Below are 23,245 nucleotides of genomic sequence, written 5' to 3' on the forward strand. Positions count from 1 at the left end.
TTCGCGTCAGATCCGAGTTTGCAATGAATACAGCAACTCTAGTGCCTGACGAGGTGTAAGGTCGTCGACTTTCACTTTCGACAGCTCTTCCAGCACCGGATGAGGCAGGCTGGCAAACAGGTCGCTCTGCATCGGTGCCGCCGCTTTACCGGGTTTTGGCCGTGGTTGTTCGTGGGGCAGGCTGGTGGTCTCCAGCCGTTGCAGATGCTCCTTGGCGCGAGTGATCACCTTGCCTGGAACCCCCGCAAGTTGTGCCACAGCCAGGCCGTAGCTCTGACTGGCCGGCCCCGGCAGAACCCGGTGCAGGAACACGATTCGCTCATTGTGCTCGGTGGCGTTCAAATGCACGTTGGTGACCAGCGGTTCGCTCTCGGGCAATACCGTCAGCTCGAAATAGTGCGTGGCGAACAGGGTGTAGGCGCGCAACTGGGCGAGACATTCTGCCGCAGCCCAGGCCAGTGAAAGACCGTCGAAGGTACTGGTGCCACGGCCTACCTCATCCATCAGCACCAGACTGCGATCGGTGGCGTTGTGCAGGATATTGGCGGTTTCGCTCATTTCCACCATGAAGGTCGAGCGTCCGCCTGCCAGATCATCGCTGGAGCCGATACGGGTAAAGATCCTGTCCACCAGAGACAGATCGCAACTGGCGGCCGGTACAAAGCTGCCAATGTGGGCCAGCAACACGATCAATGCGGTCTGACGCATGTAGGTCGATTTACCGCCCATGTTCGGACCGGTGATCACCAGCATGCGCGTGCTGTCATCCAGAGACAGGTCGTTGGCCACGAAAGGCGTGGACAGCACTTGTTCGACGACCGGATGACGACCCTGGTCGATGCGCATGCATGGCTCGCTGACAAAACGCGGGCAGTTGAGGTCAAGATTCAGCGCTCGCTCGGCCAGATTGCTCAGGACGTCCAGTTCGGCCAGTGCCGCAGCAGTGTCCTGCAGCGGTGCCAGATGGCTGATCAGGTCTTCAAGCAGGGCTTCGTAGAGCATTTTTTCCCGGGCCAGGGCGCGGCTCTTGGCCGACAGTGCCTTGTCTTCGAACTCCTTCAGCTCGGGCGTAATGAAGCGCTCGGCACCTTTGAGGGTCTGGCGACGGATGTAGTCGGCTGGCGCCTGTTCTGCCTGCTTGCTGGGCAGCTCGATGAAGTAGCCGTGTACACGGTTGTAACCCACTTTCAGGTTGGCCAGGCCGGTACGGGCCTTTTCCCGGGCTTCCAGATCGATCAGAAACTGACCGGCGTTCTCGCTCAGGGACTGCAACTCGTCCAGTTCGGTATCGTAACCGGTCTTCAACACGCCGCCATCGCGGATCACGGCGGGAGGGTTGTCGATGATTGCCCGTTCCAGCAGGTCTGCCAGTTCCGGGTAGGTGCTGGTGGTTCTGGCCAGTTGTTGCAGATGCGGCGCTTCCAGGCTGCTCATTGCCTCTTGCAGTGCCGGCAGGGCACCGAGGGCATCGCGCAGGCGTGCGAGATCGCGAGGGCGGGCGTTGCGCAGGCCGATACGGGCCAGGATGCGCTCGATATCGCCGATTTCCTTGAGCTGCGGTTGCAGGCTCTCGAAGCGGTAGCTTTCCAGGAAGCAGCCGATGGAGGTCTGGCGCGCCTGGAGAACTGTCAGGTCGCGCAGCGGACGATTCAGCCAGCGGGTCAGCAGGCGTGTGCCCATTGCGGTCTGGCAGCGGTCCATGACCGATTGCAGGGTGTTGTCGCGTCCACCGGCCAGGTTGGTATCCAGCTCGAGGTTGCGGCGGCTGGCGGCATCGAGCACCACGGTATCGTCCAGGCGCTCGTGGCGCAGGCTGCGCAAGTGCGGCAATGCGGTACGCTGGGTTTCCTTGGCGTAGCTCAGCAGGCAACCGGCAGCGCCGATGGCCAGTGTCAGGGTTTCGCAGCCAAAGCCTTTTAGATCCTGGGTCGCAAACTGCTGGCACAGACTTTTATGGGCCGAGTCGCGCTCGAAATCCCAGGGCGCACGACGGCGGGAGCCACGGCGCTTTTCCGCTGGCAGGCCTTGAGGCCAGTCATCGGGGATCAGCAGTTCGACCGGGTTGATACGCTCAAGCTCGGCCAGCAGGTTTTCCCAGCCCTTGATTTCAAGCACGCTGAAATTGCCGCTGGTGATGTCCAGCACGGCCAGGCCAAACAGGCGCTCGTCACCCAGAACTGCAGCGAGCAGGTTGTCCCGGCGCTCATCCAGAAAGGCTTCGTCACTGATGGTGCCCGGCGTGATGATGCGCACGACCTGACGCTCCACCGGCCCCTTGCTGGTTGCCGGGTCGCCGACCTGCTCGCAGATCACCACCGATTCGCCCAGTTTGACCAGCTTGGCCAGATAGCCTTCGGCGGCATGGTAGGGAATGCCGCACATCGGGATGCTCTGGCCTGCCGACTGGCCGCGAGCGGTCAGTGTGATATCCAGCAGCTTGGCGGCCTTTTTTGCGTCTTCGTAGAAAATTTCATAGAAGTCGCCCATGCGGTAGAACATCAGTTGATCGGGATGCTGGTTCTTCAGCTTCCAGTACTGCTGCATCATCGGGGTGTGCGAAGAGAGATCGGAAATTGCTTTATTCATCAGTAGGTTAGGCAAGTTCGTTAGAAGGGTGGGGCAAATTTCAGGGGGCGACATGGAATCCCTCTGGTGCCGAGGGTTGTCTGCCGTGTTTTTGCGATGGGCGCAAGGTTACCACGCACACCTGCACAACGCAGGCGCGGCTGACACTTCCTGTATCGTCACCGAAGGTTTCAGGGCTCCCAGGGACGCGGATGCCCTGTATAGACTTCCAGCACCGCCGTTCGATAACGGGCGGCATTTCATAAAAAAGGACTTTTATATGAAGAACAAACGAGCAAGGGATTCTGGTAACGGGCGCTTCATTACAGTTGATGAAGCCAGGCGTCGGCCCAAAGAAACAACCGTTGAGACGATCCGCAAACCCTCTCCCAGGAAAAAAGAGTCATAGTTGGCTTTCTGGCAAGCGGTTGCCCAGGCGACCGCTTTGCCCGCTTCGTTCGGTTGGTACAGGAAAAGATCGTGGATGAAATAACCCGGCTTGCCGCTGCTCTCGGCAAGCATCTGCAAGCTATCGATGCTCAGGTGACGACCGCCGAGTCCTGCACCGGCGGCGGAATTGCCGAAGCCATTACCCGTATCGGCGGCAGCTCTGCCTGGTTTGAAGCAGGCTATGTGACCTATTCCAATACTCAGAAAACCCGTCAGCTCGATGTGCCTGACGAGTTGTTCGCGACGGTGGGTGCCGTCAGCCAGCCTGTTGTCGAAGCCATGGTTCGCGGCGCACAGGCAAAAAGTGGTGCACGTTTCGCCGTGGCCGTCAGCGGTGTGGCAGGGCCTGGCGGTGGCTCGATTGAAAAGCCGGTCGGTACGGTATGGCTGTGCTGGGGCATGGGCGACGAGCTCATTTCTCTGCGTCGACAGTTCGATGGCGATCGCGATGAAGTGCGCCGACAAACGGTGAAAGCCGCGCTAGAGGGGCTGATACGGCTTGCTGTTGGAGAAATGCCAAAACAGGGGTAGGCGAGCGCTCATCGCTGTGGAATAATACTGTCTACTTATACAGGTGTTCTGATCGCTCAGGCCCTAAATTGAATTTGATTACGTGAGGACTTCAATGGACGACAACAAGAAGAAAGCCTTGGCTGCGGCCCTGGGTCAGATCGAGCGTCAATTCGGTAAAGGTGCCGTAATGCGCATGGGTGACCATGATCGTCAGGCTATTCCTTCTATCTCCACCGGTTCGCTGGGTCTGGATATCGCGCTGGGTATTGGCGGCTTGCCTAAAGGCCGGATCGTCGAAATCTACGGCCCGGAGTCGTCGGGTAAAACCACGCTGACCCTTTCGGTCATCGCTCAGGCCCAGAAAGCAGGCGCAACCTGTGCGTTCGTCGATGCCGAGCACGCACTGGACCCTGAATACGCCGGCAAGCTGGGCGTCAATGTCGACGACCTGCTGGTTTCGCAGCCGGATACGGGCGAACAGGCTCTGGAAATCACCGACATGCTGGTGCGCTCCAATGCCGTTGACGTCATCGTCGTCGACTCCGTGGCCGCACTGGTACCCAAGGCTGAAATCGAAGGCGAAATGGGCGACATGCACGTGGGCTTGCAGGCTCGCCTGATGTCCCAGGCGCTGCGCAAGATCACCGGTAACATCAAGAACGCCAACTGCCTCGTCATCTTCATCAACCAGATCCGCATGAAGATCGGTGTGATGTTCGGCAGCCCGGAAACCACCACCGGTGGTAACGCCCTGAAGTTCTACGCTTCGGTACGTCTGGATATCCGTCGCACTGGCGCGGTGAAAGAAGGCGACGAAGTGGTGGGTAGCGAAACCCGCGTCAAGATCGTGAAGAACAAGGTCGCTCCGCCGTTCCGTCAGGCAGAGTTCCAGATTCTTTACGGCAAGGGTATCTACCTCAACGGTGAAATCATCGATCTGGCTGTGCTGCATGGCTTTGTCGAGAAGTCCGGTGCCTGGTACAGCTACCAGGGCAGCAAGATCGGTCAGGGCAAGGCCAACTCGGCCAAGTTCCTGGCGGATAACCCTGAAATCGGTGCCGCACTCGAGAAGCAGATTCGCGACAAGCTGCTGGCTGCTGGTGTCGACGCCAAGGCTGCGGGCTCCCGTGATTCAGTCGATGCCGATGACATGGCTGAAATCGACGCCGATATCTGATCAGCCTCATGCCAGTTGTGCTCGATACCCCTGTCGCCGTACGACGAACCGCAATGGACCTGCTCGCGCGACGCGAGCATGGTCGGGTCGAGCTGACGCGTAAGCTGCGTCAGCGCGGCGCTTCTCCCGAGCATATCGAGTCCGCCCTTGATCGTCTGGTCGAGGAGGGGCTGCTCTCTGAATCCCGCTACCTTGAAAGCTTCGTTTCCTCCAAGGCACGTTCAGGCTATGGGCCTTTGCGTATCCGTGAGGAACTTGGGCAGCGTGGTTTGCAACGAGGAGATATTGAGCAGGCGCTCAGAGAATGCGATGTCGACTGGCAAGCCCGCTTGTACGAAACCTGGCAACGCAAATTTGGCAGGCTGCCTGCCGATGCACGTGAACGCGCCCAGCAAGGCCGTTTTCTGAGCTATCGAGGTTATTCGCTGGATATGATCGGCCGCTTGTTGAGCGGCCGAGGCGAGGATGATTAGCCAGGTATCCGGTATCGGATATCAGGCTTTCGCGACAAGATTCTCCGGTTGGTTGATGTAGTCGATCAACTCGCGAAGCCGACCCTGATTACGTCCGGCGAATGAAAAGGCGAGGCGTGTCAGGTCACTGAATTGCGCTTCGTCGTGCTCTTCTCCCTGATAACCGTGCTGATGGAAGTCTTCGCTGCTGCAGATATCGGCAAAGGCTTTGCGGATGTGCGCCAGTGCCTGCCCGGTGAGCGGGTGATGCATGCGAATCACGAACTTGTTCTTCAGCCAGCGACTGGAGTGGAAGTTGCTGTAGAACCGGTTGATCTCTTCGACGGCCTCATCGGTGCTGTAAACCAGACGCATCAGTTTCATGTCGGCTGGCAGGATGTAGCGGTTATCCTCCAACTGACTCCTGATGAAATCCAGGGCGCTCTGCCAGAAGTTTCCGCCCGGTGTATCCAGCAGTACGACAGGCACCAGCGGGCTTTTGCCGGTCTGAATCAGTGTCAGCACTTCAAGTGCTTCATCCAGGGTGCCGAAGCCACCCGGACACAGTACCAGCGCATCGGCTTCTTTGACGAAGAACAGCTTGCGGGTAAAGAAGAAGTGGAACGGCAGCAGGTTTTCGGTGCCTTCCACAGTCGGGTTGGCATGCTGCTCGAAAGGCAGGGTGATATTGAAGCCCAGGCTGTTGTTACGCCCGGCACCTTCGTGGGCGGCAGCCATGATGCCGCCACCTGCGCCGGTGATGACCATCATGTCGGAGCGCGCCAGCTTTTCTCCCAGATCCCTGGCCTGTGCATAAAGAGGATGTTCAACCGGCGTACGTGCCGAGCCGAACACCGTTACCTTGCGGCGTCCCTTGACGCGTTCCAGCACCCGGAAGGCTCTGTCCAGTTCGCGCAGGGTTTGCAGCGTTATCTTGGCGTCCCAGCGGTTGCGGCCATCTTCGGCCATGCGCAGGACGGTGAGCATCATGTCACGGTACAAGGGCAGGTTGTGGCTGTCTGGAGCGACCTGATTGATGTGCTCCTCGATCTTGCTGGTGATATCCAGACCATTGCTCTGAAAGTGTTGCGATAAGGCATCGTTAGGTACATACGGCATTCAAGATTTCTCCTCCTGCAGAATGATTTGATCCTGGCCAGACTCCTCTCAGGATCATAAAGCATCGTACGTTGCCGATGATTGAAGCTCTCTTCAGGTTATATGATGGCTCGATAATGTCCCGCTTTCCTGTAAAAGGCTATCGATTATCTGTCTGTAGCAACGGGCTGGATGGGGCTTGGCGAAGGGAGCGCGCCGTCTGAGTAACGGCGCGCAATGCAGCGAGGGATGTCGTTTACTTGCCTGATTTCTTGACCGCGCAGTCCGAAGCCTGGAAGGTCTGGCTGATGACCGGACGATTGGTCTTGTATTCGGTGAATTGATATTTGAGCACGGCACCTTTGGTCATCAACTGGCGGTAACCGTTGTTGTGACAAACGCTGTTGCCCAACTGGCTGCGGACGGCGTCAGGGTTGGCGCGCATCTGCTGCGCCTGGCCTGCACGCACGCTCAGGTGGTTGATCAGTTCCTTGCCATTGACGGTGTAACCCTGGTCCAGGATGTCTTCGTTGATTGCCCGTGGCGTGCCGATGCTGCTTTCCTTCGCGACTTTTTCCAGCATGGTGCTGAGTTCGAATTCCTGCTTTGACGCTGCCTGCGCGGCCAGTGGGGCGACAAGCAAAAGCGTAAGGGTTGGGGCGATGAGGCGCAGCATCAAACTCTCCTGATTCAGTGGCTGGCGGTTTTGACCAGCAACTTCAAAGTGTGTTCCGGATAACCTGCCCATGGCGCGGCTCCAGTGGCGCGCCAGTATAGGATAGGACCTGTCGGGTCGAAAGCAGGTTGAACCGTCGGGGCTCTGGTAAACTGCGCGGACTTTTACCCCTGTCGAGTTCTTGCTGTGTCGATGCCTTTCTTCAGCGGGCGTGTCTTTCCATGAGCCATGCTGTTTCCCGCCTGCGCGATCAGCGTCTGGCCCGTAGCACCAAACCCTTCATTGCCCGAGGTTCCCGAGCACCGCGTTGCCCGGATTGCCGCGTGATTTCCAGCTATTGTCTGTGTGCCTGGCGGCCTGAAGTCGCTGCCACTTCGGGCATGTGCCTGCTGATGTATGACACCGAGCCGCTGAAGCCCACCAACACCGGCTGGCTGATCGCTGATGTCATCGAAGATACCTACGCCTTTGGCTGGTCGCGCATCGAAGTCGACGAGCAGTTGCTGGCCTTGCTGGATGACCCGCAATGGCAGCCCTATATTGTCTTTCCGGGTGAGTTCGTCGCCAAAGAGCGGGTCGTGACCCGTGTTGCTCTTGAAGATGGCAAGCGTCCGCTGTTCATTCTGCTGGATGCGACCTGGACCGAAGCGCGCAAGATGTTCCGCAAGAGCCCGTATCTGGAGCGCTTTCCGGTACTGAGCCTGGAGCCGGAGCAGATTTCGCGTTACCGGCTGCGTCGTTCCCGTCGCGATGATCACTTCTGTACGGCCGAGGTCGCTGCGCTCTGTCTGGAACTGGCTGAAGATAACAGTGCCAGCCGTGTGCTGGATGCTTATCTGGATGTATTCAGCGCCCATTATCTGGGGGCCAAGTTCCAGAGACCGATCGATCCGGACGATGCCGCTCACAGTTTTCTGAAAGCTTTTCTTTGATGGCGCGAGTGCCTGCTGGGCAGATAGAGGCTGATTGCCATTTCGGATCGGCTTCAAGGCAGTATCAGGCTTGACCACCCTTGCCTGGCTGGGCATGCTTGGCGCCGCCTGAGCGCTGAACTTGCTGGCCTGGCGTAAATGTGTTCCGGGCGCTCACTATAAAAACAGGATCAAAAAATGACCTACGACATCCTGATCGCCGATGATCATCCGCTGTTTCGTAGCGCGTTGCATCAGGCGTTGAGCATCGGCCTTGGGCCTGATGTGCGGCTGGTCGAGGCAGAGAGCATTGCCCAGATCGAATCTCACCTGGCGCAGAAGACCGACTGGGATCTTGTCCTGCTGGATCTGAACATGCCGGGTGCCTATGGTTTTTCCGGGCTGGTCCTGCTGCGGGGGCAGTATCCGCAGATTCCGGTGGTCATGATTTCGGCCCAGGAAGAGGCTTCAATCGTGGTGCGTTCCCGTGAGTTCGGTGCCAGCGGCTTCATTCCCAAGTCCAGTTCTCTGGAAACCATCCAGCAGGCAGTGCGTACGGTCCTTGAAGGTGATGTCTGGTGGCCGCCGCAGGTCAATGAAGTGGTCAGCGTCTCGGACGAAGCCAAGGCGGCCAGCGCCGGCCTTGCCAGTCTGACACCACAGCAGTTCCGCGTATTGACCATGGTCTGTGAAGGCTTGTTGAACAAGCAGATCGCCTATGAACTCAGCGTCTCCGAAGCCACCATCAAGGCGCATGTCACGGCGATTTTCCGCAAGCTGGGGGTTCGCACCCGTACTCAGGCGGCGCTGTTGCTGCAACAGCTGGAGTCGGTTTCGGCCAATTGAGCGACGGTTCTTCACGCTTTTTTGACCCGCTTTACCTTAGATTTCCTCACCTTTCTGCACAGTAGTCTATCCATGCCTTCACCCTTCAAGGGCCAGACCGGCCTGAAACGTATCCTCAATGCTGCAGGTTATTCCTTTGACGGTCTGTCGGCCGCCTTCAAAGGTGAAGCGGCCTTTCGCCAACTGGTGCTGCTCAATGTCGTGCTGATTCCGTTGTCCTTCGTGGTCAACGTCAGCCGTGGCGAGCAGGCCCTGCTGATTGCCGTATGCCTGTTGGCCTTGATTGTCGAGCTGCTCAACTCGGCAGTCGAAGCGGCCATTGACCGCATTTCTCTGGACCTGCACCCGTTGTCCAAGAATGCCAAGGACATGGGCAGCGCCGCCCAACTGGTCGCGCTGAGCATGATCGCCGTGGTCTGGGGGCTGATCCTGCTCGGCTGACTGCTCAGTAAAGACTGGGTATCACGATCTCGTCGCTGCGCTGGACCCCGGCGGTAAAGGCGCGGCACAACTCGAGAAACTCTCGCATGGCAGAGGTCTGGTACTTCTGCTTGTGCCAGATGAAATAGAACTGCCGCGACAGATCCAGCTCCGGCGTATCCAAGGCCACCAAGCTGCCACGCCGAAAGGCATCGCGCAGCGCCAGCCTGGAAATGCAACCTATCCCCAGTCCTGATTCCACCGCCCGTTTGATGGCTTCGGTGTGCTCCAGCTCCAGACGCACGTTCAGCCCGTTACGGTGATGACGCAGGGCCTGATCGAAGGTCAGCCGCGTGCCCGAGCCTTGTTCGCGCAGGATCCAGGCTTCCTCGGTCAGTTCCTTGAGGCTGGCATGGCCGCGCTTGGCAAGGGGATGCTGCGGGGCGCAGAACACCACCAACTCATCTTCGACCCAGGACTGCACTTCGATATCGGGGTGGCTGCAATCACCCTCGATCAGACCCAGATCAATTTCGTAATGCGCCACCTGTTGCACGATATGCGCAGTGTTCTGGACATGCAGCTTCACCTGGCTTTCCGGGTGACGCTGCATGAATCCGCCGATCAGCAGGGTCGCCAGATAATTGCCGATGGTCAGTGTGGCACCGACTGCCAGTGAGCCGAAGCCGGACTTGCCGTTGAGCAGGTCCTCGATTTCCTTGGCCTGATCCAGCAGGGCCACCGCCTGGGGTAATAGCTGGCGCCCGGTCGCGTTGAGGCTCAGCCGTTTGCCGGCACGGTCGAACAACTGGCAGCTGGATTGGCGTTCCAGTTCGGTGATGGAGGTGCTGGCCGCCGATTGCGAGAGGGAGAGCATGACGGCTGCCCTGGACACGCTTTCCTGCTGGGCGACCGCGACGAAGACCTGGAGCTGACGAAGAGTAAATCGCATATCTATATAACCGATAACCCATATCTTGATAATTAATTTAACAGATATTGTGTCTGCCACTAGAATGTCGCGCAATAGCGCTCATACCCGGCGCAGACGAATTTTTCAGGAGTTCCCACGTACATGAGCAACATGAACCACGAGCGTGTCCTCAGCGTCCATCACTGGAACGACACTCTCTTCAGTTTCAAGTGCACCCGCGACCCAGGTCTGCGTTTCGAGAACGGTCAGTTCGTGATGATCGGTCTGCAGCAGCCCAACGGCCGCCCGCTCATGCGCGCCTATTCGATTGCCAGCCCGAACTGGGAAGAGCATCTGGAATTCTTCAGCATCAAGGTACCCGATGGTCCGCTGACTTCGCAGTTGCAGCACCTGAAGGAAGGCGACGAGATCATCATCAGCAAGAAGCCTACGGGCACTCTGGTGCTGGACGACCTCAAGCCCGGCAAGCACCTGTACCTGCTGAGCACCGGCACTGGCCTGGCACCTTTCATGAGCGTCATTCAGGACCCGGAAACCTACGAGCGTTTCGAGAAGGTCATTCTGTGCCACGGCGTACGTTACGTGAACGAAGTCGCCTACCGCGAATTCATCACCGAGCACCTGCCGCAGAACGAGTTCTTCGGTGAAGCGCTGCGCGAGAAACTGATCTACTACCCGACCGTTACCCGTGAGCCTTTTGAGAACGAAGGCCGCCTGACCGATCTGATGCGCAGTGGCAAGCTGTTCAGCGACATCGGTCTGCCACCGATCAATCCTCAGGACGACCGTGCCATGCTGTGCGGCAGCCCGAGCATGCTCGATGAAACCAGCGAAGTGCTGAACAGCTTCGGTCTGACGGTTTCCCCACGTATGCGTGAGCCGGGCGACTACCTGATCGAGCGTGCATTCGTCGAGAAGTAAGCCGTTTTGATGAAAACCGCCTCCCTCTCATGAGCGAGGCGGTTTTTTATTGGGCGGGATTTATGGCTGGAACAACCTCAAGCACCCGGATCAGCCCCGGCTGCGGATAGTGCCAGCGCACATCCATATCCCAGAACTGCGCGCCATAGCGACGTTCCGGTGCAGGTATCTGATAGGCCGGGCGCGGGTCCTGAGCCAGGCATTGTTCAATCAGTTCCACCAGCGGCTCGCCCAGACGTTGCCCGTGTTCACGGGCTTGCAGCAGGGCGCTGTCCTGCCAGTGGACGGGGATCGATTGCGGGGCCGCGCTGGCGATGCTGTTGGTAGCCTCTGTCAGGGCGTCGGCATAAGGCACATAGGGCTTGATATCCAGCACCGGCGTGCCGTCCAGCAGGTCGATACCGGAAATCCAGAGCCGACCCGCTTCAACCTTGTCCAGTCTGACCACCGATTGCCCGATGCCATTGGGGCGATGGGTTGCGCGGGTGGCGAACACGCCCATGGACTGATTGCCACCCAGGCGCGGCGGGCGCACCTTGAGCCGTGGCTTGTCCTCCAGAGCCTGATGGAACAGAAACAGCAGCCAGACATGGCTGACCTGTTCCAGACCTTGTACGGCTTCGCCCTGATCAAAGGGCGCCACCAGCTCCAGGCAGCCACGGGCGGCGGGAGCCAGTTGTGGCTGGCGCGGGATCGCGAACTTCTCCTTGAAACAGGAACGCACGAAACCGACAGGGGAGACGTTGTAGTTCACGGATCAGCCACGTACGCGCAAGGTCAGGCCCTTGAGGAAGTTGCGCAGGAACTGGTCGCCGCACTCACGGTAGTTGTTGTGGCCCACCTTGCGAAACAGAGCGCTGAGTTCCGGTTTGGACACCGGGAAATTAACGGACTTGAGAATCTCGTGCAGGTCGTCTTCCTTGAGCTCGAAGGCGACACGCAGCTTCTTGAGCACGATATTGTTGGTGACCGGCAGTTCGATGGGCTGTGGTGGGCGGCTGTCGTCCTTGCCGCGCTTGAAGATCACCAGACCGTCGAGGAAGTGCGCCATGACCTCGTCACTGCAATCGAGATAGCCTTCTTCGTCTTCCTTTTTGGTAAAGGCGATCACGTCGTTGCGAGTCGTCTCGAAGCCGGCGAGGCGGGTGATCTCGACAATCTTGTTGTCGCTGATATCCAGCATGTAGCGCACGCTGCGCAGTACATCGTTGTTCATCATGAGGCGTGTATCCTGGTAAGTCGTTGTAACGTTGCATGTGCCATGCACAGTGAAAGCGGGTTCAGAATTTTTCCTTGGCCGTCATGTAGCGCCATTGGCCTTCAGGCAGCTTGCCCATGGAGACGCCACCGATGCGGATGCGCCGGATCGCGACGATCTTGAGGCCTACGGCCTCGCACAGTTGGGCGATGATCCCCGGTTGCGGGTTCTTCATGGCAAAGCGCAGGCGGTTCTCGTTCTGCCAGCTGGCTTTGACGGCGGGCAATTCCTTGCCTTTGTAGCTCAGGCCATGGTTCAGGCGATTGAGACCGTGGGCAACCATCTCGCCCGAGACTTCCACGATATATTCCTGCTCTATCTTGCTGCGGTCGTCGGTGAGCTTGCGCAGGATTTTCCAGTCCTGGCTGAACACCATCAGGCCGCTGGCATTGGCTTGCAGGGTCGAAATCGCTTCAAGACGCATGAAGTGGCCCTTGAGCGGGCGCTTGCCGAAACTGTGTTCCTGGGAGAGGGTGCCCGGGGTGATCAGTTTCAGAGCGCTTTCAACGCTTGCCGACGCCGGCTTGTGCAGAATGATCGTGACGGCTTCCGGGGCTTCGGCCCTGGCATCCGGGCTGAGTTCGACCTTCTGGCTCCCGACCTTGAACTGCGGCTCTTCGATCACCTCGCCATCCACGGTCACCCAGCCGCCCTCGATATACAGTTCAGCCTCCCGACGGGAGCAGCCGATCAGTTCGATAAGGCGTTTGGAAAGGCGAATGGGGTCTGTCATGAAAAGAAGCCGTTACTGATGGGAAAGGCGCCATTGTACCCGTGCACGTCTGATAATCGGTGCGAATAATTGACGGATGCATGCAGCGGCGTCGCGGCCAAGGCTTTTCTCGACAGCCAGGTAGCGCTTCTAGCGTCGCATTCTCAGGATCGGATAAGGCTGCCCCAGCCCGTCCAGTTCGCTGCGGTGGATCACCTCGAAACCCTGGCTGCGATAAAACCCCATGGCCTGCGGGTTCTGTTCGTTGACGTCCAGTTCGTTGATATGGAAATGCCCGATGGCATGATCGAGCAATTGCTTGCCCAGACCCAGGCCGCGGTGTTCGGGGTCGACGAACAGCATTTCCAGCTTGTAACGACTGATGCCTGCAAAGCCTGTGATCTTCTGTTGCGTGTCGCGGGTACAGAACAGCGTGACCGAGCCCAGATACTGCGTGAATAGCAGTTCTTTGAGCATGACGATGTAGCTGTCGGGCAGGAAGTCGTGGGTCGCCCTTACCGAGCGTTCCCAGAGATTGGCCAGTTCCTGAAAGTCGTTTTGCTCTGGGGTGTACAGGTCCATTTCGATGGGCTCTTGTGGCGGGTCTGGATAAGTAGACAACCGGGACCGATAAAAAAGCCCCGCCGTTTTCAAGGGCGGGGCTGATCCGGCTTCAGTTTCGATTTCAATCGATGATTTCGGCCCACAGATCGTATTCGTCGGCGTCGGTCACGCGGCACATGATCTTGTCACCCGGTTTGACCGGGCTGTCGTCTTCGAGGCCGATATAGACGTTGCCGTCGATTTCCGGCGCATCGAAGAAGCAGCGGCCTACTGCGCCACGCTCGTCGACTTCATCGATCAGCACTTCGATTTCCTTGCCGATCTTCATCTGCAGGCGGGCAGCGCTGATGGCCTGTTGATGGGCCATGAAACGATCCCAGCGGTCCTGTTTCACGTCGTCCGGTACGATTTCAGCATCCAGCAGATTGGCAGGCGCGCCTTCGACCGGCGAGTACTGGAAGCAGCCGACGCGGTCGAGCTGGGCTTCGGTCAGCCAGTCCAGCAGGTACTGGAAGTCTTCTTCGGTTTCGCCGGGGAAGCCGACGATGAAGGTCGAGCGGATGATCAGGTCCGGGCACTGTTCGCGCCAGTTCTTGATGCGTGCCAGGGTCTTGTCTTCAAAGGCCGGGCGCTTCATGTTCCTGAGCACTTTGGGGCTGGCGTGCTGGAACGGAATATCCAGGTACGGCAGGATTTTTCCGGCAGCCATCAGCGGGATCAGCTCATCGACGTGCGGATATGGATAGACATAGTGCAGGCGAACCCAGACACCCAGTGAGCTGAGAGCCTGGCACAGTTCGGTCATGCGGGTCTTGACCGGCTGGCCGTTCCAGAAGCCGGTACGGTATTTGACGTCGACGCCGTAGGCGCTGGTGTCCTGGGAAATCACCAGCAGCTCTTTCACGCCGGATTTGACCAGACGCTGGGCTTCATCGAGTACATCGCCCACCGGACGGCTGACCAGCTTGCCGCGCATCGACGGGATGATGCAGAAGCTGCAGCTGTGGTTGCAGCCTTCGGAAATCTTCAGGTAGGCGTAGTGGCGTGGCGTCAGCTTGATACCTTGTGGCGGTACCAGATCGATCAGCGGGTTGTGGTCCAGCTTCGGCGGCACGACCTCATGCACGGCGTTGACCACCTGCTCGTACTGCTGAGGGCCGGTGACCGACAGCACGCTCGGGTGCACGTTGCGGATGACGTTTTCGTCCACACCCATGCAGCCGGTCACGATCACCTTGCCGTTTTCGGCAATGGCCTCGCCAATCACTTCCAGGGATTCCGCCTTGGCGGTATCGATGAAACCGCAGGTGTTGACGACAACCACGTCGGCATCTTCGTAGGTCGGAACGACTTCGTAACCTTCCATGCGCAACTGGGTCAGGATGCGCTCGGAGTCGACCAGGGCTTTCGGGCAACCCAGGGAAACGAATCCTACCTTGGGGGCGGACGGCGTGGTGACGGTGGACATGGCAAACCTCGGCGTGAAGGGTGCCTGGCTCAATACGCGGGCACCGATTGGGCGCTTGGTGCGCCTCTGATCAAAAAGTGCGCAATTCTAGCGATGAGTGCGTGCGATGACCAGTGTTAAACAGAGAATTACGACGAGTGCTGCGCTATGCTTCGCGGCGTTGCGCCAACGCGTGTCAATAATTGGCGTGATCGGAATTGTTACGTGGTGTGAAGTTCATAGTGCTTTGGGCCTCAAGTCTTGTTTCAGGAGTATTGGATGAGTCAGGCAAGCAGTCATGCTGAGACTGGAAGCACTGCAAAACCCTTGGGGCTGCTGATCGCGGCCGTGGGCGTGGTGTATGGGGATATCGGTACGAGCCCGCTGTATACGCTCAAGGAGGTCTTTCAGGGGGGATATGGGGTCGAAGTCACCCATGACGCGATACTGGGCATCCTGTCGCTGATTTTCTGGTCGTTGATCTGGGTGGTGTCGTTCAAGTACATGGTTTTCATCCTGCGCGCCGACAACCAGGGTGAAGGCGGGATCATGGCCCTGACCGCCCTGGCGCGACGTGCCACGACTCACTATCCCAGGCTGCAAATGCTGATGGTGGTGTTCGGTCTGTTCGGGGCGGCTCTGTTCTATGGCGACAGCATGATTACTCCGGCGGTGTCGGTACTGTCGGCGATGGAAGGTCTGGAGCTGGCCTTCGACGGGCTCGAGCACTGGATCGTGCCCATGGCGCTGGTGGTGCTGGTCGGCCTGTTTCTGATCCAGAAGCACGGGACGGCACGCATCGGCGTGTTGTTCGGGCCGGTGATGGTGACCTGGTTTCTGGTGCTAGGTGCGCTGGGTATCTACGGCATCATGCATTCGCCTGAAGTGCTCAATGCCGTGAATCCGATGTGGGCGATCCGGTTCTTCATTCTGCATCCGGGCATCGGGGTCGCTATTCTCGGTGCCGTGGTGCTGGCGCTGACCGGTGCCGAGGCGCTGTACGCCGACATGGGGCACTTCGGACGCAAGCCTATCTCAAGGGCCTGGTTCATCCTGGTACTGCCTGCGCTGCTGCTCAACTACTTCGGGCAGGGCGCGCTGGTCCTGGAAAACCCCGAGGCGATACGCAACCCGTTCTATCTGCTGGCACCGGGCTGGGCGCTGCTGCCGCTGATCGGGCTGTCGACACTGGCCACTGTCATCGCTTCCCAGGCGGTGATCTCCGGTGCGTTCTCCATGACCCTGCAGGCTATCCAGCTCGGTTACATCCCGCGCATGTACATCCAGCACACTTCCAGTGATGCACAGGGCCAGATTTATATCGGTGCCGTGAACTGGGCATTGATGGTGGGTGTGGTATTGCTGGTAATCGGCTTCGAGTCTTCCGGCGCGCTGGCTTCGGCTTATGGCGTTGCCGTGACCGGCACCATGCTCTGCACCACGATTCTGGTGTCGTCGGTAATGCTGCTGTTGTGGAAATGGCCGGCAGTGCTGGCGGTTCCCTTGCTGCTGGGCCTGCTGTTGGTGGACGGCCTGTTCTTTGCTGCCAACGTGCCGAAAGTCGTGCAGGGCGGTGCCTTCCCGGTGCTGGCAGGCGCGGCGCTGTTCATCCTGATGACCACCTGGAAACGTGGCAAGCAATTGCTGGCCGATCGGATCGATGAGGGCGGTCTGCCGTTGCCGATCTTCATCGGCAGCATTCGCGTGCAGCCACCGCACCGGGTGCAGGGCACTGCCGTGTTCCTGACGGCACGCAGCGATGCCGTGCCCCATGCGCTGCTGCATAACATGCTGCACAACCAGGTGCTTCACGAGCAGGTGGTATTGCTGACGGTGGTCTATGAGGACCGGCCACGGGTGCCGGCCCATGAGCGTTTCGAAGTGGAGTCCTATGGTGAGGGCTTCTACCGGGTGATCCTGCACTTCGGCTTTATCGACGAGCCGGACGTACCGGCTGCGCTGGCGCTGTGTCATCTGGACGATCTGGATTTCAGCCCGATGCGCACCACGTACTTCCTGAGCCGCGAAACCGTCATTCCGTCCAAGATGGTGGGCATGGCGCGTTGGCGTGAGGCGCTGTTCGCGTTCATGCTCAAGAACGCCAACGGCAACCTGCGCTTCTTCAAGCTGCCGTATAACCGGGTGATCGAGTTGGGTACCCAGGTCGAGATGTAGCGTTTTCCCTGGCGCACAAAAAATCCCGGTCACCTCGCGGTGCCGGGATTTTTCATGGCTGTCTGTCAGGGCTTATTGAGCGGCAGGCTTGCCTTGCCACTTGTTGATCGCATTGATCAGGCGCTTGGCCAGTGCCGGGTAATCTTCATCGAAGTGATGACCACCCGGTAGCTCGATGACTTCACCGACCGCTGTGGTGTCGGTGCAGCCGCTGGTTTTCTTTTCTTCCAAGCCATAGACGCAAAGCACTTTGGACGCCGGTAGCTTGGCCATTTCAGGGCCTGTAGTCGCTTCCTTGCCGGCATTGCCGAGCCAGCCGTCTACGTGAATCTCGAAGCTGCCGGAGCGTGCGAAGGCCAGCAGGATGATCCCGTCGATGCGGTTCTGGTCTTCCGGCGCCAGGCGGTTATAGACCGCAGGCATGACATCGGCACCGAAGGAATAACCGGCCAGGATGAAGCGCTTGGTGCCCCACTTCTGGCGGTAGTGGTTCATCAGGTCGGTGAGGTCGATGGCGGTCTGTTCCGGCGTCTTGTGCTCCCAGTAGTAGCGCAGTACATCGATGCCGACCACTGGATAACCCATCTTCGCCATATCGCCGGCTACGACCTTGTCCAGATCGCGCCAGCCGCCGTCGCCGGACATGAACAGGGTCACGGTGTCGGCGCTCTGGTTGGCAGCCACAGGCACTTCAACTGTCGGGATGCCCAGGCCGCCAGCGTCGTTTTCGCCCAGCAGCAGGTGACGAAGCTCGGTGTTGAGCACCTGCGGCAGAGAGATGTCGTAATCGCTGATGCTGGTTTCGGCATTCGTCTGATCGCGTACGAAAGCGGCGCTCGGGTCGTCCGGGGCGTCGTTCCAGGCGGCCAGCCAGTGGCCGTGCGGTGCCTTCTGCGGCAGCGGAACGTCGCAGATCTGCGGCGGAGTTTCGTCCTGTTCCACGACCGGAGGAGGATTGGAAACATGCTCCAGAGCAAAGCCGACTGAGATGGCCTGGGCCTTGTCGTCCTTCTGTTCGGCCAGCCAGCGCCATGCCAGCGTAGCGCCCGGGCCAATGCCGCCGACAACCAGCGGCGCACCCTCGAGTTTTTGCAGGGCGTTCTGGAAAGTCTTCTGTTGCAGGACGCAATCATCCTTGGGCAGGACCACTTGAACGATGCGCGCCGAGGCGTCCTTGCTGATGGCCAGCAGTTGCTTGTCCGTCAGCATTTCTTCAGCAGTCACGGCCAGGGCAATCCGGGTCTTGACCTTGGTCGCCGGTGTGACACTGGTCAGGGGCGTGCCATCGTCAAGGCTCAGGCGCTCAAGGCTGGCAGGTGGAGCGGGGCGAGTCCATAGCCAGAACCCGAGTGCCGCCAGCAGAACAACACCCAGGGCAGCGAGCAAATAGCGCGAAAAGCGTCGAATCATCAGCGTTTCACCAATCCAGTCAGGCCGCCCGCAATCAGGGCGGCGGTATCAGCCAGTGCCACGAGCGGATCGAGTCCGGCAGGCACGGCCATATAGCGAGGTTCCCAGTCCGGTTGGAACTTGTCCTTGAAGCGGCGCAGGCCCTGGAAGTTGTAGAGCTGTTCGCCGCGGCGGAACACCATCGAACCCAGACGCTGGGTCAAGGGTGCGCCGCGTCTTGGCTGCAGGCCTGACAACGGCACCATGCCCAGGCTGAAGCGTGCATAGCCTTGCTGTTTGTAATGCAGGATCAGGCCGACCATCATGAACTCCATGGTCAGCTTGGGTGCATCCGGGTGCGAGCGCATCAGGTCCAGACTGGCGAGTTCGAGGCTGGAGGTTTCCAGCAGGTTGGCAAACGCTACCGGCTTGCCTTCGAAGTGGATAATGGCAATGCGGAAGTACTTCAGGTATTCAGGGCTGAAACGGCCCAGAGAGAAGCCTTTCTCGCGCACATTCTTGCCGGTCAGCCAGGCATCGGAAATGGCCTTCAGCTCATCCAGCGGTGCCTGGCCGGCTTCGTAGATTTCCAGCGACAGACCGTCGCGGCCACCCCGGTTCCAAGTGTAGCGCAGGTCCTTCATTTCCTTGCCTTTGGCGTCGATATCGAAGCGCCGCAGGTCTACCCGTGCTTCCTCGCCCAGCTTGATCGCCGTCAGGCCGATATCCATGTAGTACGGCAGGTTCTCTGCACGGACCTGATAGAACACGGGGCGGGCATGGTGGACGTCGCACAGGTCGCGGAATTGCCAGATCAGTTCGGCGCGCTGCTGGGTCGGGCCGATCGGGTCATACAGGGCCACAAGGCTGCGTCCGCGATGGGAGTACATCAGGAATGCGTTGTCGTTGGGGTGGAACAGGATTGCCTTGTCACCGGTCAGTACCAGTCCGCCATCGGGCTGGCTGGAGGCCTTGAGGATTTCGGCAGCCTTGTCCAGCTCGGCGGCATTCGGCAGCTTGATGACCGGACGTGCCGTGCGCAGCAGCCAGGTCAGGGATACCACCACCAGCAGCACCGCGCTGCCCAGAGCCGAGCGCAGGCCCCGTGGCGCATCGGCGTCGAGGGTGAACTGCCACCAGAGCTGATGGCTGTAAGGCACATCCTGATAGGCAAACAGCAGCAACCAGATCGAGGCGCCGACCACGCAGGCGCTGGCGATCAGGTAAAGCGGCGAGAAGGGCAGCTCAAGCAGGCGGCTCGGACGATAGAACGAGCGGCGGAAAGTGGCCAGCAGAGCGGCCGTCAGCAGCAACAGGCTGGCTTCTTCCCAGTCGAAGCCCTTGAGCATCGACAGCACTGCACCCACCAGCAACAGAATCACCGTCAGCATCCAGGCTGCCGACAGGCGACGTCGCAGCCCTTGAGCCAGCAACAGGCACAGCACGCCCACCAGACTGGCGCCAAAGTGCGAGGCGTTGATCAGGCGATGGGGAATCATGAAGCCGACGTTTTCCAGTCGGGTGTCGATTTCCGGTGTGGCACCGGAGAACAGCAGCACAACCCCGGACAGGAACACCAGCAGCGCCAGGATCGGTGCAGCGAGCCCGGAGGCTACGCGCATGGCCTGGCGGGTGGGCAGCAGGCGCTGGGCTTCGGTAAAGAGCAGCGTCAGGCAGGCCAGCAGCAGCGGCAGCACTACGTAGATCAGGCGATACAGCAGCAAGGCGGCTGCCAGTGGTGCTGCACCCAGTTCGTTGGCGAAGGCTGCCAGCAGAATCGCCTCGAAAACCCCTACGCCGCCCGGTACATGGCTCAGTACGCCTGCGGCCAGGGCCAGCAGGTAAATGAGTATGAAAGCGCCCAGCGGCGGTGCCGATGGCAGCAGCAGGTAAAGCACCATGGCTGCGGCGACCACGTCCAGGGCTGTGATGACCAGCTGAATCAGCGTCAGGCGCAGGTCGGGAAGGCGCAAGGTGCGTCGACCGGCCCTGACCAGAATGTTATGGGGGATGGTCTGTTCAGGCAGCCGACGGCGATAGACCGCAACCGCCAGCAGAACACTGGCGACCAGCACCGCTGTGGCGAGAACGGCCAGTACATCTACCGGCAGTTTCAGCGCCAGCGATGCGCCGGGCAGGTTGCTCAGGGTCGCGACTGCCGCCAGGGGTGGCAAGGCGCAGCCCAGCGACAGGCTGGCGAACAGGGTCATGCGGGCGATTTCCATCGCGCCGATGCCATGGCGCGAATACAGCCGGTAACGCACCGAGCCGCCGGAGAGCATGGACAGGCCGACGGCATTGCCAATTGCAAAGGAGGTAAAGCCGCCCAGCAATAAGGTGCGGGTCGGCAGGTTGACGTTGGCATAACGGCTGGCGGACAGCTCGTAGCCCATCAAGATGATGAAGCCGATGATTGCGGCCAGCAGAGCGCCGCCCAGCGAGGGCAGGGGCACGGCGAACAGCGAGTCGCGCAGCGCATAGAAGTCCATCTCGATCAGCATGTGACGACAAGCGATCAAGGCCATGCCGAACAGCAGCAGCATTACAGCCAACCCGATGGGTTGTCGGTACTTGCTGATCAGTTCCAGCCAGCGGAAGCGGACAGGTTTTATTGAGCTATTTGCAGCAACTGCTTCGTTGGTATCTGACGGGTTGTCGCGCATCAATCACTCCTTGGATCGTGCGCGACAGGATGGAGGTATGCAGCCAAGTTACCAATCCCTACGCAAAAAATATTTCGAGATGTTATCGCGTCAACGTCTCATGGGCGAACTGCTAATGGCTTGAGCGGGTGCCGTTCAGCTTTGATTCAGCTTAGGCGTATGTAACAAAAATGACTACGTTGTGTCATGCCGTATTAAAGCGTGCCTGGAGGCTGAGCGTGACGATCGCGTGTCGGTTTTTCCTACTACGTCTGGTAATGATTCTATCGGCAGTCCGTGGAAAAACTGTCGGACACAGAAATATTACGTTACGTACGTGATGATAGGGTTTCAGGGGAGAAGGGAAATAGTCTTTTTTTGTCAGACAGTTAGCAGGGGAGCTCCCATGCTTTTTCATCAGAAACAAAAAAGGCCAATCTTTCGATTGGCCTTTTTGATGTTTGGTTGCGGGAGCCGGATTTGAACCGACGACCTTCGGGTTATGAGCCCGACGAGCTACCAGGCTGCTCCATCCCGCGTCTGTGTGGCGGCATTCTACAGCCGAATTCAGAAGTGTCAACCTTTAATGCAGAAAACCTGAAAATCAATGCGGTTTTTGCCGATTCATGCAGGTTGGCCCTACAACGCAAAAGGCCCGCTTTAGGGGCGGGCCTTTTACTGTACTGCATTTGGTTGCGGGAGCCGGATTTGAACCGACGACCTTCGGGTTATGAGCCCGACGAGCTACCAGGCTGCTCCATCCCGCGTCTGATAGGGCGGCATTCTACAGGGGAAGCTGAATCTGTCAATCATTAGTTTCAAAAAATGCTTTTTTCTTCAAATGCTTAGCGCTGTAAGGCTGGTGTTACAGGCGTTATGACGGTTTGTCTGACAATCCGAAAGAGCAGTGATGTAGCGGGTGCGCGCTTTTCTGATGCATTCATTTGGCTTCATGAGTGCCACTTCCTGATACCGGTGCGATACTGCACGACCATTGATTGCAAATCGCCGTTCATGACTCAGCGCAAAATCATCCACATCGATTGTGACTGCTTCTATGCAGCCATCGAAATGCGAGACGACCCGAGCCTGGCCACCAGGCCGCTGGCTGTGGGCGGGTCGCCGGACAAGAGAGGGGTGATTGCGACTTGCAACTATGAAGCACGTGCGTACGGTGTGCGTTCGGCGATGTCTTCGGGTCACGCTTTGAAACTGTGTCCGGAGTTGACCATCGTCAAGCCGCGCATGGAGGCTTATAAGGAGGCGTCCCGGGAAATTCAGGGGATCTTTCGCGATTACACTGACCTGATCGAACCGCTCTCACTGGACGAGGCGTTTCTGGACGTCTCCGATTCAAGCCGCTTTTCCGGCAGTGCGACCCGCATTGCTCAGGATATCCGGCGTCGGGTCTCGAATCAGCTGCATATCACGGTCTCGGCTGGCGTGGCCCCCAATAAGTTTCTGGCCAAGATTGCCAGTGACTGGAAGAAGCCCAACGGCTTGTTTGTGATCACGCCCGATCAGGTCGAGGATTTTGTCGAATCTCTGCCGGTCAGCAAGCTGCACGGCGTCGGCAAGGTGACGGCTGACAAGCTGGGGCGGCTGGGGATCATCACCTGCATGGACTTGCGTCGCTGGAACAAGCTGGCACTGGTGCGTGAGTTCGGCAGTTTTGGCGAGCGGCTCTGGAACCTGGCGTTCGGGATCGACGAGCGCCCCGTGCAGACGGACAGCAGGCGTCAGTCCGTCAGTGTCGAAAATACCTACGATATGGATTTGCCTGATCTTGCCAGTTGCATTGAAAAATTGCCTGCCTTGCTGGAAACCCTGGCTGTGCGCATGGAACGAATGGCCGGGCAATATCGTCCCGGCAAGCCATTCGTGAAAGTGAAATTCCATGACTTTACCCAGACCACGCTGGAGCAGTCGGGAGCAGGGCGGGATCTGGCCAGTTACGAGCAATTGCTGACTCAGGCTTTCGCCCGTGGTGCCAAACCGGTGCGATTACTGGGGATTGGCGTGCGCCTGCATGATTTGCGTGGCGCTCATGAGCAGTTGGAGCTGTTTACTCAATAGTTGCAGGCTCCTTGCAAGG

General features: G+C 58.9%; 20 protein-coding genes and 2 tRNA genes. 9 read left to right on the forward strand and 13 right to left on the reverse strand.

Annotation, left to right across the window (positions count from 1 at the left end):
* Positions 1 to 6: 6 nt before the first annotated feature.
* On the reverse strand, positions 7 to 2,574 hold the full coding sequence (mutS, locus tag JSY17_RS09410; protein WP_206400941.1) for a DNA mismatch repair protein MutS: 2,568 nt from the start codon (positions 2,572 to 2,574) through the stop codon (positions 7 to 9).
* A gap of 471 nt (positions 2,575 to 3,045) precedes the next feature.
* Here mutS and JSY17_RS09415 point away from each other — a divergent pair, with 471 nt between their 5' ends.
* The 3 genes from JSY17_RS09415 (at position 3,046) to recX (ending at position 5,178) form a co-directional block, all read left to right on the forward strand.
* Positions 3,046 to 3,546 (forward strand): CinA family protein, encoded by a 501-nt coding sequence (locus JSY17_RS09415; protein WP_206400860.1) that lies wholly within the window; start codon positions 3,046 to 3,048, stop codon positions 3,544 to 3,546.
* A 94-nt stretch (positions 3,547 to 3,640) separates the two neighbouring features.
* Positions 3,641 to 4,705: a recombinase RecA gene (gene recA, locus JSY17_RS09420; protein ID WP_117164628.1), complete on the forward strand. Its 1,065-nt coding sequence runs from the start codon at positions 3,641 to 3,643 to the stop codon at positions 4,703 to 4,705.
* A gap of 8 nt (positions 4,706 to 4,713) precedes the next feature.
* Entirely contained in the window at positions 4,714 to 5,178 is a 465-nt protein-coding gene (gene recX / locus JSY17_RS09425; RefSeq protein ID WP_117164629.1) for a recombination regulator RecX, read from the forward strand.
* Positions 5,179 to 5,199: 21 nt separating this feature from the next.
* Here the strand turns inward: recX and JSY17_RS09430 are convergent, their stop codons facing one another.
* Both JSY17_RS09430 and JSY17_RS09435 read right to left on the reverse strand, forming a co-directional pair.
* Entirely contained in the window at positions 5,200 to 6,276 is a 1,077-nt protein-coding gene (locus JSY17_RS09430) for an LOG family protein (RefSeq protein WP_206400862.1), read from the reverse strand.
* A gap of 235 nt (positions 6,277 to 6,511) precedes the next feature.
* On the reverse strand, positions 6,512 to 6,931 hold the full coding sequence (locus JSY17_RS09435; RefSeq protein WP_117164631.1) for a quorum-sensing-regulated virulence factor family protein: 420 nt from the start codon (positions 6,929 to 6,931) through the stop codon (positions 6,512 to 6,514).
* 221 nt (positions 6,932 to 7,152) lie between these two features.
* Here JSY17_RS09435 and JSY17_RS09440 point away from each other — a divergent pair, with 221 nt between their 5' ends.
* The 3 genes from JSY17_RS09440 to JSY17_RS09450 all read left to right on the forward strand — a co-directional run bounded on the left by JSY17_RS09440 (position 7,153) and on the right by JSY17_RS09450 (position 9,129).
* On the forward strand, positions 7,153 to 7,863 hold the full coding sequence (locus tag JSY17_RS09440; protein WP_117182770.1) for a tRNA-uridine aminocarboxypropyltransferase: 711 nt from the start codon (positions 7,153 to 7,155) through the stop codon (positions 7,861 to 7,863).
* 177 nt (positions 7,864 to 8,040) lie between these two features.
* A complete protein-coding gene (erdR, locus tag JSY17_RS09445) occupies positions 8,041 to 8,688 on the forward strand; it encodes a response regulator transcription factor ErdR (protein ID WP_117164633.1) in 648 nt (215 codons plus the stop codon).
* A 72-nt stretch (positions 8,689 to 8,760) separates the two neighbouring features.
* On the forward strand, positions 8,761 to 9,129 hold the full coding sequence (locus JSY17_RS09450) for a diacylglycerol kinase (protein ID WP_117186485.1): 369 nt from the start codon (positions 8,761 to 8,763) through the stop codon (positions 9,127 to 9,129).
* A gap of 4 nt (positions 9,130 to 9,133) precedes the next feature.
* Here JSY17_RS09450 and JSY17_RS09455 read toward each other — a convergent pair whose 3' ends face one another.
* Positions 9,134 to 10,060 (reverse strand): LysR family transcriptional regulator, encoded by a 927-nt coding sequence (locus JSY17_RS09455; protein ID WP_117164635.1) that lies wholly within the window; start codon positions 10,058 to 10,060, stop codon positions 9,134 to 9,136.
* Between the two features lie 123 nt (positions 10,061 to 10,183).
* On the opposite strand from JSY17_RS09455, the gene fpr reads away from it, so the two are divergent.
* Positions 10,184 to 10,963, forward strand: a complete 780-nt coding sequence (gene fpr / locus JSY17_RS09460) for a ferredoxin-NADP reductase (protein WP_007923929.1) — start codon at positions 10,184 to 10,186, stop codon at positions 10,961 to 10,963.
* Positions 10,964 to 11,009: 46 nt separating this feature from the next.
* On the opposite strand, the gene tsaA is transcribed toward fpr, so the two are convergent.
* From tsaA to rimO, 5 genes are all read right to left on the reverse strand, one after another.
* Positions 11,010 to 11,717, reverse strand: coding sequence for a tRNA (N6-threonylcarbamoyladenosine(37)-N6)-methyltransferase TrmO (tsaA, locus tag JSY17_RS09465; protein ID WP_206400863.1), 708 nt, complete (start codon positions 11,715 to 11,717; stop codon positions 11,010 to 11,012).
* A gap of 3 nt (positions 11,718 to 11,720) precedes the next feature.
* Positions 11,721 to 12,182: a YehS family protein gene (locus JSY17_RS09470; protein WP_117164637.1), complete on the reverse strand. Its 462-nt coding sequence runs from the start codon at positions 12,180 to 12,182 to the stop codon at positions 11,721 to 11,723.
* 61 nt (positions 12,183 to 12,243) lie between these two features.
* Complete coding sequence (locus tag JSY17_RS09475; protein WP_201015092.1) at positions 12,244 to 12,954, reverse strand: rRNA pseudouridine synthase; 711 nt, start codon at positions 12,952 to 12,954, stop codon at positions 12,244 to 12,246.
* Positions 12,955 to 13,083: 129 nt separating this feature from the next.
* Entirely contained in the window at positions 13,084 to 13,515 is a 432-nt protein-coding gene (locus JSY17_RS09480; RefSeq protein ID WP_117186487.1) for a GNAT family N-acetyltransferase, read from the reverse strand.
* A gap of 103 nt (positions 13,516 to 13,618) precedes the next feature.
* Positions 13,619 to 14,965, reverse strand: coding sequence for a 30S ribosomal protein S12 methylthiotransferase RimO (rimO, locus tag JSY17_RS09485; protein ID WP_117164640.1), 1,347 nt, complete (start codon positions 14,963 to 14,965; stop codon positions 13,619 to 13,621).
* A 258-nt stretch (positions 14,966 to 15,223) separates the two neighbouring features.
* Between rimO and JSY17_RS09490 the strand changes: the two genes are divergently transcribed.
* Positions 15,224 to 17,119 (forward strand): potassium transporter Kup, encoded by a 1,896-nt coding sequence (locus tag JSY17_RS09490; protein WP_117184147.1) that lies wholly within the window; start codon positions 15,224 to 15,226, stop codon positions 17,117 to 17,119.
* Positions 17,120 to 17,191: 72 nt separating this feature from the next.
* On the opposite strand, the gene JSY17_RS09495 is transcribed toward JSY17_RS09490, so the two are convergent.
* The 4 genes from JSY17_RS09495 to JSY17_RS09510 all read right to left on the reverse strand — a co-directional run bounded on the left by JSY17_RS09495 (position 17,192) and on the right by JSY17_RS09510 (position 21,917).
* On the reverse strand, positions 17,192 to 18,529 hold the full coding sequence (locus tag JSY17_RS09495; RefSeq protein ID WP_200998997.1) for a virulence factor family protein: 1,338 nt from the start codon (positions 18,527 to 18,529) through the stop codon (positions 17,192 to 17,194).
* The gene (gene mprF, locus JSY17_RS09500) at positions 18,529 to 21,171 is read right to left on the reverse strand and encodes a bifunctional lysylphosphatidylglycerol flippase/synthetase MprF (protein WP_117184149.1); all 2,643 of its coding nucleotides are present in this window, start codon (positions 21,169 to 21,171) and stop codon (positions 18,529 to 18,531) included. Before mprF ends, JSY17_RS09495 begins: the two co-directional genes overlap by 1 nt.
* Positions 21,172 to 21,612: 441 nt before the next feature.
* Positions 21,613 to 21,689: transfer RNA gene (locus JSY17_RS09505), tRNA-Met, on the reverse strand.
* Positions 21,690 to 21,840: 151 nt separating this feature from the next.
* A tRNA-Met gene (locus JSY17_RS09510) sits at positions 21,841 to 21,917 on the reverse strand.
* Between the two features lie 247 nt (positions 21,918 to 22,164).
* Here JSY17_RS09510 and dinB point away from each other — a divergent pair.
* Positions 22,165 to 23,226 (forward strand): DNA polymerase IV, encoded by a 1,062-nt coding sequence (gene dinB, locus JSY17_RS09515; RefSeq protein WP_206400866.1) that lies wholly within the window; start codon positions 22,165 to 22,167, stop codon positions 23,224 to 23,226.
* The last annotated feature ends 19 nt before the right edge of the window (positions 23,227 to 23,245 follow it).

Source organism: Pseudomonas capsici (assembly GCF_017165765.1).
GTDB classification, from domain to species: Bacteria; Pseudomonadota; Gammaproteobacteria; order Pseudomonadales; family Pseudomonadaceae; genus Aquipseudomonas; species Aquipseudomonas capsici.

Bases quoted from the DNA above. Each gene is read 5' to 3' on its own strand.
- JSY17_RS09470 (WP_117164637.1), bottom strand. From the start codon at position 12,182: ATGATGAACAACGATGTACTGCGCAGCGTGCGCTACATGCTGGATATC.
- mprF (WP_117184149.1), bottom strand. From the start codon at position 21,171: ATGCGCGACAACCCGTCAGATACCAACGAAGCAGTTGCTGCAAATAGC.
- rimO (WP_117164640.1), bottom strand. From the start codon at position 14,965: ATGTCCACCGTCACCACGCCGTCCGCCCCCAAGGTAGGATTCGTTTCC.
- fpr (WP_007923929.1), top strand. From the start codon at position 10,184: ATGAGCAACATGAACCACGAGCGTGTCCTCAGCGTCCATCACTGGAAC.
- recA (WP_117164628.1), top strand. From the start codon at position 3,641: ATGGACGACAACAAGAAGAAAGCCTTGGCTGCGGCCCTGGGTCAGATC.
- JSY17_RS09440 (WP_117182770.1), top strand. From the start codon at position 7,153: ATGAGCCATGCTGTTTCCCGCCTGCGCGATCAGCGTCTGGCCCGTAGC.
- JSY17_RS09430 (WP_206400862.1), bottom strand. From the start codon at position 6,276: ATGCCGTATGTACCTAACGATGCCTTATCGCAACACTTTCAGAGCAAT.
- JSY17_RS09435 (WP_117164631.1), bottom strand. From the start codon at position 6,931: ATGCTGCGCCTCATCGCCCCAACCCTTACGCTTTTGCTTGTCGCCCCA.
- dinB (WP_206400866.1), top strand. From the start codon at position 22,165: ATGACTCAGCGCAAAATCATCCACATCGATTGTGACTGCTTCTATGCA.
- JSY17_RS09450 (WP_117186485.1), top strand. From the start codon at position 8,761: ATGCCTTCACCCTTCAAGGGCCAGACCGGCCTGAAACGTATCCTCAAT.
- recX (WP_117164629.1), top strand. From the start codon at position 4,714: ATGCCAGTTGTGCTCGATACCCCTGTCGCCGTACGACGAACCGCAATG.
- erdR (WP_117164633.1), top strand. From the start codon at position 8,041: ATGACCTACGACATCCTGATCGCCGATGATCATCCGCTGTTTCGTAGC.
- JSY17_RS09480 (WP_117186487.1), bottom strand. From the start codon at position 13,515: ATGGACCTGTACACCCCAGAGCAAAACGACTTTCAGGAACTGGCCAAT.
- JSY17_RS09495 (WP_200998997.1), bottom strand. From the start codon at position 18,529: ATGATTCGACGCTTTTCGCGCTATTTGCTCGCTGCCCTGGGTGTTGTT.
- JSY17_RS09490 (WP_117184147.1), top strand. From the start codon at position 15,224: ATGAGTCAGGCAAGCAGTCATGCTGAGACTGGAAGCACTGCAAAACCC.
- JSY17_RS09475 (WP_201015092.1), bottom strand. From the start codon at position 12,954: ATGACAGACCCCATTCGCCTTTCCAAACGCCTTATCGAACTGATCGGC.
- JSY17_RS09455 (WP_117164635.1), bottom strand. From the start codon at position 10,060: ATGCGATTTACTCTTCGTCAGCTCCAGGTCTTCGTCGCGGTCGCCCAG.